Annotated in this window: 5 protein-coding genes and 2 pseudogenes; 6 read left to right on the top strand and 1 reads right to left on the bottom strand. The window is 39.3% G+C overall.

Features of this window, described 5'->3' with window-relative positions; genetic code table 11:
• From CF596_RS14940 to CF596_RS13230, 6 genes and pseudogenes are all read left to right on the top strand, one after another.
• Positions 1-72 (top strand): annotated as a pseudogene (locus CF596_RS14940) (transposase); the annotation flags it as partial.
• 286 nt (positions 73-358) lie between these two features.
• Positions 359-2278 carry a hypothetical protein gene (locus CF596_RS13250; protein WP_096902744.1) on the top strand — a complete coding sequence of 640 codons (1920 nt, stop codon included), beginning with the start codon at positions 359-361 and terminating at the stop codon, positions 2276-2278.
• A 186-nt stretch (positions 2279-2464) separates the two neighbouring features.
• Positions 2465-3244 (top strand): TIGR04255 family protein, encoded by a 780-nt coding sequence (locus CF596_RS13245; protein WP_096902743.1) that lies wholly within the window; start codon positions 2465-2467, stop codon positions 3242-3244.
• The gene (locus CF596_RS13240) at positions 3244-3783 is read left to right on the top strand and encodes a hypothetical protein (protein WP_096902742.1); all 540 of its coding nucleotides are present in this window, start codon (positions 3244-3246) and stop codon (positions 3781-3783) included. The genes CF596_RS13245 and CF596_RS13240 overlap by 1 nt, the downstream gene beginning before the upstream one ends.
• Before the next feature lie 22 nt (positions 3784-3805).
• A complete protein-coding gene (locus tag CF596_RS13235; protein ID WP_242439166.1) occupies positions 3806-4609 on the top strand; it encodes a hypothetical protein in 804 nt (267 codons plus the stop codon).
• 113 nt (positions 4610-4722) lie between these two features.
• On the top strand, positions 4723-14193 hold the full coding sequence (locus tag CF596_RS13230) for a PLxRFG domain-containing protein (RefSeq protein ID WP_242439165.1): 9471 nt from the start codon (positions 4723-4725) through the stop codon (positions 14191-14193).
• On the opposite strand, the pseudogene CF596_RS13225 reads toward CF596_RS13230, so the two are convergent.
• Positions 14190-14417 (bottom strand): annotated as a pseudogene (locus CF596_RS13225) (transposase domain-containing protein); the annotation flags it as partial. The gene CF596_RS13230 and the pseudogene CF596_RS13225 overlap by 4 nt on opposite strands.
• Positions 14418-14483: the final 66 nt, after the last annotated feature.

Raw genomic sequence — 14483 nt, 5'->3', positions numbered from 1 at the left:
GCTGATAAAATAGAGCAATGGGTGGAGAGAGTATCAAACCAATTCGGAAAAGAATACATGTTTACTTTTTAATGGAGACTTATTAGGGGGGATGTTAATATAAGTTTCATAATAGTATTTTGCCTTTTCAGTTCTATGCTTATCTTTTTCATAGGATTTTAGTGTTAACAAATAAGCATTTCTTGTGTAATAAGTTCCAATGAGCGTGGCAATAAACGCAAGAATAGCAATTACTAAAGTAATTAGAAAATCAAACTGCATTAATTTATAGTCCTATCATATCCATAAGCCCTGTAAGGCTCACTATTTTTACAGACTTTGTTTAAACATACATGATATTTAGTTTGGAATAAGTAGCATGTACGGTTTAAAAAAACGTCCAGAAGAAAGTGGTGTAATCAAAGGCGCAGGTACTGGTACATCCGACAGTATCCAAAAGAATGTACCTACTGGCAGCTATGTCATGCCTGCCGATTCTACCCAAAAAATTGGTACAGAGCAGTTGCAAAAAATGGGTTCTGCTACACCTGTAAATTTGAGTAATGGCGAGTTTCAATTGTCACCTGATCAAGTGCATGCAGTTGGGGTTGAAACACTTGATGCGTTAAAAAACTCCACACACATACCAACGGGACAACCACAGCTCGGATTTAAACCAGGACAAAAAACACCTGAATTATTTTTTGCTGATGGTGGTGTGGTGCGTTATCCAACAGCTGATGATATTAGACGTGCTCAACAAAACCGCTTAGCAGGTCCGCAGATGCGGGATGTTTCTGGTATTACCAGAGATGTAAATAGATCGTTACCTCAAACAACGACTCCAAATGTGAGTAATGCAACTGTACAAGCAACAACACAGCCTTCAGCAGCATCTTCACCATCAGGGTTTGGAGCGCGTGCAATTAGTAAGATAGGCAATGCTGCAAAAGGATTGGGTAAATTTCATGGTGCAGGTTCTATGCTAGGTGGTGCTGCAGTTGGATTTAATACGCCTACAGAACAGTATGCTGAACGCATGGGGTTAGACCCAAATGCAGATCGTGGAATCTTGGCTGAAACAGGTATTCGGGCTGCAGGTGTTCTGTCTGATGTAGGTAATGCAGCGAGTTTTGGTATCTTGGGTCGAAGATTCCCAGATCAACAAAGAATCAATGCTGAAAATGAACTTGCGGCACAACAAAAAAGATTTTCAGATTGGAATGCGAAGAAAAATCAGCCTGCTGTAAATACCCCACGAGATACAGAGAACCCTTTTGATACAGTGCCTTCTCAAGAAACAACATCACAAAATGAAAAACCTAATGCGGCTTCCAGTAATAATGATCCATATCAAATTCAGCAGAATGGTAATAGTTTTAGCTATGTGAACCCACACGCAGCTGCCCAAGCACGGGCAAATGGTGTACCAGAACTTGCCACCAGTGGATTTGCAAATGTAAAGCCTACACATGATCCAAAAGGTGTAGCTAATTTTATGGCTAACACTCGTGAAATGGGTGCAAGTGATGAACAGATTAACCGAGCTTTGGCGCAACGAGAATTGAATATGGGAATGCAAGGATATGCAGGCATTACTTATCCTGAGGCACCACAACGTACAGAAGCGCAGGAAGCTGAACGACAAAATGTTCTGCGTATGGCAAGTACACCAATTGCAGGAGCACGCGGTTTAACAGCTAATCAACAAAGAACCATTGCGGATTTACAGCAAGGTGAAGATAACCGTGCGAATCAACGATATACAACAGATGCCAATAACGCTTCTAATATTATGCAGACAGGCATGCGTGAAGTTGCACAAACTGGACGTACAGCTATGCAAGAAGATGGGCAAAATAGTCGTTATTTTGCAGGTCTTGCTCAAGATGCACAAAAAATGAATGCAGACTTAGGCTTAAGAAATCGTGAAATGAACTTAACTGAAGAAAAAGAAGGTTTTGGTATTCGTAATTCTGCCCGTTTAGAAAAGCTTTATGAGCAATATGATAGTGCTAAAACTGATCAAGAACGTCAAAGCATTCAGCAAAAAATCGAACGTTACTCTGGTAATAAAGGCATAAGTGGTAAAGATCGTTATATGACGGTTGGTGGTGGCCAAGAGTGGAATGAAAATGCAGGAAGTATGGTAAATAGACCGCAGCGTCTGTTTGATACCCAAACACAGCAATATGTTGATTCACCACAAGGAGATACATCACAACGAGCTATTGGTACTATTTCTAAGGTAGGTGACAAAACTGCTGTATGGGATGGAGTCAAATGGGTTCAACAGTAAATATAAAGCCAATTTATTGGTGGTTTCATGACTATATGATGGATAACTTAGGTCGATATATTGATATTAAGTAGACTTGATGAAAAAGTTTAAACGAAAATTACGATGAAGGTACAGATATCATTTTAATTGGGTAATTTTGTGGGTAATATATACGTTATAAATTGGGTAATCTTGTGAAAAACTATGAGTAAATATGAAAAACTAACAAACCAACCTCTAGTTGTTGTGTTGGCAGAATTCCGTTTCTCAAGCATTCTACAAATGGAAAGTTACATCCCTGCATTTCAGAATTTTTTGAGACAAGATTTTCCTCTTTTTTCTACAACAGAACAACAAGAAATGATAATTGAGCAACAAGGTATACGTGTAAATAGCTCAACTGGGTGGGTGTTTCTGTCAAGTAATAAAAAACGAGCAATAATGCTTGATAAAAGTCGATTAGTCGTTCTTAGTAGTGAGTATGAACGATTTCCTAATTTTTGGAATGATTGTAAAAAAGCTCTCAATTTCTTAATTCAGGAAGTTAAACCAACACTCCTATTGAGAGTAGGATTACGTTATTCTGATGCTATTATTCAAAAAAATAAAGAAGAACCTATTGAATCATATGTTCAATCAGTAGTTTGTGAAGCAGGGAGCATTAATGGCGTGGGAGATCAGGTTCATAGGATTAATGAAACTGTTTATAAAACTCAAGCAGGCATTATTGCAATTAGAAGTTTATATGGAATACTAAATTTGCCTGTATGGCAAGATTTAGTGGAATCTCCAATTACGTTTCATAAGGAAACAGGCTTTAGTAAAAGAATTTTATTAGATTTTGATCATTATTGGCAGCCTGAAGTGGAAACTCAATTATTTGAGCTAGACTTCATTTCTAATAAAATGGAAGAGTTACACTCAATTACTAGAAATGCTTTTTGGGAAATTACAACTAGTCAAGGTCGGGAGGCTTGGAAATAATGGATTTTGCAGCTCTCACAGTATCCACAATGCTTAATGTTGGGTCTTTAAGTAATCATTCAGGTTCTGGGTTTGTTCAACATGTTGTATCAGAACCTAATCATTATTCAACTGGTAGTATTTCGCCTAATTTTGCATGGTTAGCCGAACATTCAAGAACGGGCCAAAAATATACAATTCTTAATAAACAAACAACAATCCTTGAGCAAAATCTTGAATTCATTAAATCTACTTTTTCTTTAACAGAGGAAGAATTAGCTAAAAGTATTGGTGTTACAAGGAAAACTTTACTAAATTGGAAAAAGTACGAATCCGAACCAAATAAGGAAAAAACTCAAAAAATGTTTGAGTTATACCTTCTTGCAAAGAATTGGAAAAGTGCACAATTTCCTACAGATAATATTAAATTAAATAGTCCTGTACTAGATGGTAAGACTGTTAAAGACCTACTACAGGATTCAAATAGTGATAGCGAAAAAATATTATTCGCTGGCAATCGTTTAATGCATCAATCTATTGGTGAAACTGATTTAATTTGAGGTTTGAATTGTGCGACATTGGATGGAAGAAAGTGGTTGGTTGCAAGGTTGTATTGTTAAGCCTGAAGATGTCGCTCATTTATTAAATTTAGCTGGTAAATCAGAGTTATTTGCCGATGATGTTTTATTGATCGTTGCATCAGGTTCGTGTGATGTGGCAAATAGTTCAGATTTAGTGATTGAATTTTCTATTGCACGATATGTAGATAAAGACCCTAGTTTTGGTAATTTTTGTTTTAATAAAAACCCTAGAAAATTGAATTGTACTCTAGAGTCTTTACAGGGAAATAAGTACGTTACGTTAGTAGCTTTTGAAAAAATTTGTATAATTAAAGACGATATTCCTGAAGGAATTTTACCAGACTTAGAAATTCAATTCACTCAAGAGGAATTAAATTTCTATATTGATTGGTTAGCATCTAGATACAAACGCCCTGCGTTTCCAACAGAGTTTGATCGTCGAATAGATGCTGCTTGGAAAAAAGACAAGCGTAAAAAAGCTGTATCAAAGGTAAGTAACAACTTAATCGGAATGTATGCAAAAGTTTATCCTGACAAGGAAATTGCAGATGGTGAAAATTATTTTGTTGATTTATTGGCTTTAGTTGTACCAAATTTAGAAGATGAAGACTTAAAAGCTATTAATTCCATAACCGATAAGTATAAAGAGGCATTAATAGAGGCTAAGATGAATGTGGGAGAGACAAAAACTGTGACAGAGTTTCAGGTTTCTGTTGGTACTTTAAAACAATACAAGAGATTTAATTTAGATGAATTATCATATAAAAATGATGATCCATTACCTCCAGAAATTTCGATGAATTAAGAGAGTTATACTTTCACGTTGTATAAACTAGTAACAGCTTTTTATTGCCCCTCTAAGGTTCGACCAAATTCTAAATAAAAACCATGATAGACGCATAATATTAGGAGTGCGTCATGTCGGATCAAAACCAAATTGATTGGGAAAAAGGAACTATTCAAGAACCAAATCAGATAGATTGGGATAATGGTCAAATTTCACAACCTAAAGAAAAAAAAGAGAAAGGTGTTAAAGGGCATTTAAAAGATTTTGGCGCCTCACTTGCAGCAGGTGCTGCATCACTACCCGATATCGCAATTGGTGTTGCTGATATTTATACCCAAGGTCGCGCAGGTAAAGCCATTGATGATTCTGGAATCTATAAGACAGGTGAAGGGCAAAAATATTGGGATGATAAGAAGACTGATATTGCTAAAGCACAGGCACAAGAGTTTGCGGAAGCTGAAGGTATTGTAGATAAAACCAAAGTTGCATTAAGTAATCCTTCTTTAATTACCAATACAGTTGCTGCTTCAGTGGCACCAATGGTTGCTGGCGGTATAGCAGGCCGCATGACAGGTATTGCCAATCCAGTTGCTGCAGGCGCAGTTGGTGAAGGGTTGGTTATGGCGGGGTCACAGGCTGAGCAAATTCGCCAGAATACCGATGATGGACTGTTAAATAATGGTCAGGAAGCTGTTGCCGTAGGTACAGGTGTTTTAGGTTCTCTATTTGGTTATGCGGGTGGTCGACTTGCTCAAAAAATGGGAATTGGTGATGTTGATACCATGATGGTCACAGGTCGTATTGGGCCTAATGACATTGCCAATGAAATTGCAAGTATGCCTGCGAAATCATTACCAAGACGAATGATTGAAGGTGCGATTCAAGAAGGCTTTTTGGAAGAATTACCTCAATCTGTTTCTGAACAGATTTTACAGAATTTAGCTTTGGATAAGCCATGGAGTGAAGGTGTAGAAGATGCTGCAGTTATGGGCACATTGGCTGGTATGGCCATGGGCGCAGGTTCTAATATTCTGTCTGGAAACTCTACAGAAACAGCAGCAGCGTCATCCACTGAACAACAAGCGGTCACACCTAACTTACCGTTAGCACCAGCGCCGTTTGGTTTCAATAAAAATGATGCTGTTGCGAGTGAATATATTCCTAGAGCAGATATGTCGCAGGACAATAATCAAACTCGCCAAGGTTTTGTATATGATCAGCAATCAACTGAAGCTGAAAACTTATTAAACTTTAATTCAACTAATAATACGGATACAGCAAGTAATTCAGATCAGCCATCACCTACAAGTGGCGGAAATTACTTTACATCACCACAGCGTCCATCGGAGCGATTAGGGATTAATCCTAATGATGGTCCTATGTCATCTGCAGCGGCTTTGGCTGTCGATAGTGGTTTGACACCAACAGAATTATTAACTTACTCAACTGAGCAGGAAGAAGGTCAGCAATTAAGTTCCGTACCTACAGATTACCGTAATTTTTTGGGTGAAAGCCAACAGGTTGCGACTCAACCAAATTTATTGAGTTCTCTACAATATCAGGAAAATAGCAAAGATGATGCGGCTAGCAATAATACAAACACAGCCACAGCACCTGAAATTGAGACCGAAAAACTTGATTTAAATACACGTATTCAAGAGGCCCAACAAAAGTTTGATGCAGAAACAAGCGTGGCCCAAAAAGCCCAATTAAGACGTGAGTTAACCAACTTAAATGGTGAGTTAAATCGAGTTGAAATGCTTCAGCTGAATGAGCAGAAAAAGCAGCAAATTGACATTTCAGCAAATGAAGTTGCAACCAGTTCTGGCAATAATTTACCAGAACCTACACAAGCACAAATTGAAGCGGGCAATTATAAAAAAGGCCACATCAAGGTTCATGGTTTAGATATTGCTGTAGAAAACCCACGTGGCTCCACACGTAGTGGTAAAAACCCTGATGGTAGTGACTGGTCGCACACGATGAGTGACCATTATGGTTATATCAAAAAAACCAAAGGGGCAGACCAAGAACAGTTAGATGTGTATGTAGGCAAGAACCCTGAATCAGAACGTGTCTTTATCGTTGATCAATTAAATCAAGATAATGATCAATTTGATGAGCATAAAATTATGCTTGGGTATCAAAGTCTAGAAGAGGCTGAGCAGGCGTATAAATCTAATTTTGATCCAGGATGGAAAGTTGGTCCTATTCGTTCATTATCAAAAGATGAGTTTAAAAGCTGGTTGGATAATGATGATACCGTGCGTCCAGTCAGTGAAAAAGTTCAGCCTAAATCAGATCGTATTGCTGATAAAAAGGAAGTTGTGACTACAGCAACTGGACGTTCATTTGAGGTGCAGCATAAGTTAGTGGAAGCTGCTGATTTAATCACATCAAATAATCCTAATGGACAAATTAATCCTAATTATCCTCAAGAGTTACAACCAAGAGACCGTACTCGTGCTGCATCACAATTGCAAATTACGGAAATTGCGAATCAGCTAAATCCATTATTGCTTGGTGAAAACCCGAACGCTTCTGATGGAGCACCAATTGTTTCAGTGGAAAACATTGTTGAAAGTGGTAATGGTCGTTCTATGGCGATTACTAAAGCATATATGGAAGGCAAGGCAGAGCATTATCGACAGTGGTTGAAAGAGCAGGGATATAACACTGATGGTATGACAGCGCCTGTATTAGTACGTGAACGTATTACACCAATGACTTCTGCAGAACGTATTGCTTATACAGGTGAGGCAAACCAACGTTCCACACTTGAGCTAAGCGATAGTGAACAGGCGAAATCCGATGCTGCAAAATTAGGTTCTATTTTGCATCAGTTTTATGGTGGGGAAATTGACTCTGCACAGAATAGAAACTTTGTTAAATCCTATGTCAATGGAATTGCATCATCGAATGAGCGAGGTAGCTTATTAGGTGCAGATGGTGTTTTGACCCAAAAAGGTTTACGTCGTATTCAAGCATCCTTGGTTGCACGTGCCTATGGTGATCAAACTTTGATTTCTGATTTGTTTGAAAGTTCTGATAGTAATATTAAGTCAATTGGTGGTGCCTTAATGGATGTTTCAGGGTTTTGGGCAAATATGCTTGAAATGATTGATCAGGGCGTCATCTCGAAAGATGTGGATATTACAGCTAACTTATTGGAAGCTGTAAATCTTATTAAAAAGGCCCGAAGAGAAGGTCGATCTGTTTTTGATTTAATGAATCAAAGTGATATTTTTTCAGGTGAAATTGATCAAGTTACACAAGACTTTCTAAGAATCTTTTACTCAGGTGATAAACTGACTCGTGCAAGAAGCCGTGAGAAAGTTGCCACTGCACTTAAATACTATATTGATAATGCACTTTCCACTAAATCAGGTGTCAACTTGTTTGGTGAGAATGACCCTGCTGGCGCAGAAATTTTAAGGACTACACATGAACAAGTCAGACGACAAGAAACCGAAAAGCAACAAGACATCTTCACTAGCCCGCAACCTAATGAACCAGACACTGGCGCAGTTGGCAGTGGACGATCAGGACGAGGAGCTGGCACAGCAAGTGAAGCAGCGCAAGAACAACCAGAATCCTCAAAAGTCTTAAAGAAAACAGCTCCAACATCTGAAAAAGAAACGATTCAAGATTTTGGTGAGAAAATTGGTGGTGCGCGTAAAGATACTTCTGTTAAGACTGGTGCTAAAAGTTCTAGGACTAATACCAAGGATAGTCGCCCAACTTGGGCTAAACGATTTGAGATTACTGAAATTGCTGCCTCAAGTAATCCAAATGAAGTTGGTAAATGGATTATCACGGATACAAGAAAAAAGGATTGGAAGGGGAATGCCAAGCAACTAGGCAAACAATTTTTTGATTCCCAAAAAGATGCTGAACTTGCACTACCAATTCTAGCTGTAGCTCAAAAGCATCGTGTGTGGGCTGCTGGAAAAGATAGCTTTTCTATCTATCGTGAAATTAGTGATCGGAAGCGCGTTAAAGTTGTCGAACAAGAATTTCAAACACGTGAAGATGCTATGAAATATATGGCAATCCATGCGATTGAAATTCTAGAAACCAATACAACTTTTGGGGAAATTGATCTTCCTCGCCCTGAAAATACAGTAAGAAAAGGAATGGTTCGCCGTAAAGGTGATGCTAAAGATGCTGATTTTATTCGTGTGTTTGGCTTTCGTGGTGTTGAGTTTGGAAACTGGAATAATCAGACAGAACGCCAAGAGCTATTAAATGATGCTTTTGATGGTCTCATGGACTTGGCTGAGATTTTAAATATCCCACCTGCAGCAATTAGCCTAAATGGGGAACTCGCTTTAGCGTTTGGAGCCAGAGGGCAAGGATTAAGTGGTGCAAAGGCGCACTATGAACCTGAACGTGCTGTGATTAACTTGACCAAATTGAATGGCGCAGGTTCATTAGCTCATGAATGGTGGCATGCACTAGATCACTATTTTGGTCGACAAGATGGCAAAGCCCCATCTGAATGGGTAACGAATGCGGATGGCAGTCGATCATTAAAGATTGCAAAACACTTTGAAGATATGAGCGTCACTTCTGGATTCTCTTATAAATCAAATGTTCGTGAAGATGTGCAAGAAGCCTATAAACAATTGGTACAGACAATTTTTAGAAAATCTGAAAACTATATTGAAGATACAGTTAAGGTTGAAAGCTTCGTTAGTTCTGCGAGAAACAACTTAAAAGATCAATTAGATAAGTTACGTGCTGATCTTAATCGTGAGCTTGATCCAAAATATTACAAGCGCTTTAACAAAGCTGCCTCAGCTGAACAGCTGGCTGAATTTGATACGGTTGCTGAATTATTGCTTACAGGTACGGCACTTACTACAGAAATACGTCACAACAATAATAAGAATAGTCGAAATATATTTAGTGGTGCACGTTGGTCTAATGATGCCCTAGATAAATTGAGTGTGATTTATAAATCTGTCCGCGGTAGATCAGGGTTTAATGCTGAACAAAAGGGTGTATTAGACCGATTACGTCAATACATGAATACCTATGCCCAACGGCTCAAACTATTGGCAGAAGCTCAAAATGGTACAGAGAAAGCGAAAATGATACCGACAGATTTTGCTATGAACGCAAAAGAGTTAGATCAGGGACGCGGTACAGATTATTGGATTACAACTCCTGAAATGACAGCACGTGCATTCCAGGGGTATGTAGAAGATAAAATTTCTCAAAATAGTGGCTACAGTCCGTTTCTGAATTTTGGCCCTGAAAGTGCTGCGATTTTTACCCCATGGGGTTTTAAGCGACCATTTCCTACTGGTACAGAACGAAAAGCGATAAATGAAAAATTTGATGTGTTGGTGAAGTCTTTAAAGACAGAACAAACAGAGTCAGGAACTAAGCTTTATAACCGTAATAAATTAAAGCCAGATGATGAGCGTACAGGCACATCACCAATGGATACCACATTCAAACCATTATCTGTGGTCACTGGTACCCGACGTGTCCTTTCTATTCTTCATCATCTCAAATTGTCCGCTACACAAGATGCGTCTACGGGGCGGCTCTTTGTCTGGAATCGGCAAGGGGTCGGGGTCGATAAAGTCAAAGGTTTGGATAGCCATAGCTTTACGATTCAGGTTGTCGAGTCGTTTGATGGCTTGCCGTCTGCGATACAACAAGATGCAACCTACCAAGATGAGAATGGCAATACACAAAATTATGATGTAAGCGGTGTTTGGCATAATGGCACGCTCTATGTAGTTGCCGATCAAGTGTATGGAGATAGCGGAAAACAGCTTACTACATTTGATGCGTATGAGGAATTGTTAGTACACGAAATCATCGGCCATTTTGGTATTCAGCAGATATTCGGCAAACAATATAAGACTAAGCTACAGCAGTTGTTTAATGCGCTTGGTGGTATCGACGGCATTCGTAAAATTGCTAAAGATAATGGCGTGGATATGCAGCAATATGAAGGTGCCTATATCCAACCTTATACTCAGGCTGCCAAAGAGGAAATTTATACTGAAGCTGACGTGCAGCAAGCCTTAGTTGGTGAGTTGTTTGCTTTTATTGCTCAAAATGCAAAGTCTCAACCTTTTTTGAGACAAAAATTAAAAGAAGTCGTTGGATATATACGTCAATGGTTCCGTGAACGTGGCTTTAATAATTTCCTTTCACGCTATAACGATAGCGATTTGATGATGTTTCTTGCTGAAGCACGTAAAGCCGTTGTTGATAAACGATATTTTGGTAAGTATGAAAGCAGCACAATATCGAAAAATAACAACGATAAATTATTTAGTCGTAGGGAATCTACAAATCGTACCGATACATCGGCAAAACAGGTGTGGGATAAGCTTATTGAGCGTTTTGGTGCCAGTACAATAAATCAATTAGAAAAGCAGGGAAAATTAAATATCCTGGATACTTATTCCGAAGCAGGTATCGAAGGGTTTTACGAGAAAGGCCAAGTCACCTTAATTGCCGATGCTTTAACGGATGAAACTATTGTTCCAACATTCCTGCATGAGTTGGGTGGTCATGGTGGTTTTCAGAATATGATGACACCAAAACAGTATCAGGATTTAATGCGTCAGTTTGATCGACTAATTTCCCAGAACAATCCAATTGCTTTAGAGGCAAAGCGTCTTGCAGAACGTGAAACGAACTCAGATATTCAGCAACTAGAAATGCTGCCATACCTTTTAACTTTGGCATCTAATACACAAGTTAAAAATGCAATTCACAAAGGGAATGTTAAACGTCTGATTGATGAGCTTATCTCTCAAGTTAAAGCTTGGCTTTATGACCGTTTAGGGGTGAATTTGAACCTTAGCCCGAATGATATGGTTGCTTTAGCAGAGAGAATGATTGGTAAAGCAGCAAATAGTAATCAGGGTTCTCAACGTTTACATAGCCGCAGCACAAATTATAATGATATTACTAATCGCATTACGGATGGTTTAAAGCAATTACCAAAGGTTGAAAGTTTGATTAACAACAAGAAGGTTGATTGGTTACCACTAGGTTTGCAATTTTTGAGTCGTAGACATTTAACTGAAATCTATCACAAAATTTTACCACCATTAACTAAGTACAATGAATTAGCAGCACAAATGGATGCTGATAAAAATGATATTGCTGCTGAGGCGGATAATATTGTACGTGAGTGGTCTAAATTAAAGGATGAAGAAGCTTTAGCAAATGTAATGCATGATGCAACTTTAGCTCAAATTGACCCTGCTAAACCATACCAACAGGGCGATAATAAAGTTAAATATCAACAATTACTTCATGCGTATAATAATTTATCCCCTGAAGCTCAAGCAATGTATAAAAAGGCTCGAAATGCCTATAGTGGGCATTATGCCAAAGTTCGTGAAGCGATTAGAGAACGCATTTTACGCTCAAGTTTAAGTAATCAGAAAAAAACTGATCTGTTAAAGAAAATTGAAGGTTCCTTTGGTCAAATTAAAGGTGTGTATTTCCCGCTGTCACGTTTTGGGCGTTATGTGATTGTAGTGCGAAATAAAAATGGTGATGCGGTAAGTGTGAGTCGGGCTGAAACGATGGGAGAAGCCAACTCTGTACGTGCTGATTTAATCAAGCAATACCCATTGTTTAAAGTTGAAGATGTGAAGCAGGATAAAGAATTCAATGCTGCCGAAGATGGTGTTAGCCGTGGCTTTATGTCTAGCTTATTTGAGGAGGTTGGTAACTTAGGTTTAGATACCAAGGCACAGGCTGATTTTGAAGACACGTTGAGTCAATTATATTTAAGCTCTTTACCTGACTTATCTTGGGCAAAACATGGCATTCACCGCAAAGGTACAGCGGGATTTAGCAATGATGCTAGACGTGCTTTTGCGCAAAATATGTTTAGTGGTGCAAATTATCTTGGCAAATTGCGTTATGGCGATCAATTGGCTGAACAGCTTAATGAAATGCAGAAACATGCTGATGAGCAATCTGAAAATGTTGTTGGATATGATCAGCGATCAGCGCAAAGTGTTATCGATGAAATGAAGAAGCGCCATCAAAATTTGATGAATCCTAAAGGGTCTCCAATATCAAGTTTTTTAACCAGTGTAGGCTTTATGTATTATTTGGGCTTATCGCCTGCAGCTGCAATTGTGAACTTGTCGCAGACTGCATTGGTGGCATATCCGATCATGGGTGCAAAATGGGGTTTTGATAAAGCAGGCAAAGAGTTACTAAAAGCATCACGAGATTTTGCTAAGGGTGTTGAGTTTAAGGTTCCTGATTTTTCTAGTCCAGAGAGTTTTAAAAATAGTATCGGTGATGTTTATAGTCCAAATATTGATAAAGTTATTAAAGGACTTGAGTTGGATGCCTACAATAAGGCGGTATCTCGTGGTGTAATTGATGTGACACAAGCACATGATCTTGCTGGTATTGCTCAGGGTGAAGATAGTAAGGTGATGTGGTATTTCCGTCCTGCAATGCGTTTGGCAAGTGGCATGTTTCATCATGCCGAACGATTTAACCGTGAAGTCACTTTTATTGCTGCCTATCGTTTGGCAACTCAATCTGGTGAAAATCACGATACTGCTTTTGAGCAGGCGATGGATGCAGTATATAAAGGTCATTTTGATTACTCGGCAGGGAATCGGGCAAGGTTTATGCAGGGTAATGTTGCTAAAGTCCTTCTTTTATTTAAGCAGTATGCACAAAATATGCTGTATACCTTAGTTCGCAATGCTCACCAGTCTCTATATGCACTTGATCCTGCGGATAGAAAAGAAGCGCAACGTGCTTTGGCTGGTATTTTAGGGATGCACGCACTAGCTGCAGGTGCAATTGGTCTGCCGATTACAGGCATGTTAGCTACAGCATCTATATTGATTGCTAAGAAAAGCAAACTTGGAGCTGCCGCCTTTGGAGCAGCGGCACTTGCTGCATTCTTTGGAGCTGCTGATGGTGATGACGAAGATCCTTATGAATTAGAAAATGTAATTCGTAACTGGTTGGCAGATATCAATCCTACATTTGCTGATCTGGTATTTGGTGGTGTGCCACGGGTACTTACACCTGTAGACTTATCAGGTCGTGTGGGCTTAAATAACCTAATTATTCCTGACGTACAGGAAGGACTTGAAGGTGCAGATTGGGCAACTGCAATGCAGTCTGCATTACTTGGGCCAGTCGTTGGCATTAGTACAAGCACCGTAAAAGGTTTGCAGCAAATTCAAGATGGTGATTATGGCCGTGGTATTGAAACCATGTTACCTATTGTGTTGAAAAATGCGATGAAGTCTTATCGTTACGGTACTGACGGTGTACTCACTAAGAACAATGATGTAATTCACCCTGAGGATGTGACAGGGGTTGAGTTATTTTCTCAAGCGATTGGTTTCTCGCCTGCATCGGTCAGAACCTCATATGAGGGGCGGTCTGCGATTTATCAATACAAAACTAAGCTGGAAGATCATCGTCGCGGACTTATGCATAAATGGGTTGTTGCTCGGCAGAATGATGATAGTGATGGCATGAATAAAGTATGGACTGAAATTTTGGAATTTAATGCAAAAACTGCCGAGAAAAGTAAGCGTCCGCTGAACCCCATGCCTATTTTTTAATTCGGTTCAGGTTTCCAGCGGTGTGGTAGCAATTCTTCAATCTGAGTCACTTTATGTGTCGGCAACCTTTTCAGCACATCACTTAAATAGGCATACGGATCCAAGCCATTCAGCTTTGCTGACTGGATTAAAGTCATGATATTCGCCGCTCGCTGGCCGCTGCGCAGCGAGCCAGCAAACAGCCAGTTCTTGCGCCCTAAGGCCCAAGGTCGCATTTGATTGTCGGGTAGTCAGACGCAGTTACCTACGTCCAACCCCCTAAGAACCGTGCATGCGAGTTTCCCAGCACA

This window comes from Acinetobacter sp. YT-02 (assembly GCF_002412355.1).
GTDB lineage: Bacteria > Pseudomonadota > Gammaproteobacteria > Pseudomonadales > Moraxellaceae > Acinetobacter > Acinetobacter towneri.
The sequence above is the reverse complement of the archived record's forward strand: the minus strand, read 5'-3'. Positions and strand labels throughout refer to the sequence as shown.

What these genes read in the sequence shown, in the direction of transcription:
- CF596_RS13250 (WP_096902744.1), top strand. Translation starts at nt 359, where the DNA reads ATGTACGGTTTAAAAAAACGTCCAGAAGAAAGTGGTGTAATCAAAGGC.
- CF596_RS13245 (WP_096902743.1), top strand. Translation starts at nt 2,465, where the DNA reads ATGAGTAAATATGAAAAACTAACAAACCAACCTCTAGTTGTTGTGTTG.
- CF596_RS13240 (WP_096902742.1), top strand. Translation starts at nt 3,244, where the DNA reads ATGGATTTTGCAGCTCTCACAGTATCCACAATGCTTAATGTTGGGTCT.
- CF596_RS13235 (WP_242439166.1), top strand. Translation starts at nt 3,806, where the DNA reads ATGGAAGAAAGTGGTTGGTTGCAAGGTTGTATTGTTAAGCCTGAAGAT.
- CF596_RS13230 (WP_242439165.1), top strand. Translation starts at nt 4,723, where the DNA reads ATGTCGGATCAAAACCAAATTGATTGGGAAAAAGGAACTATTCAAGAA.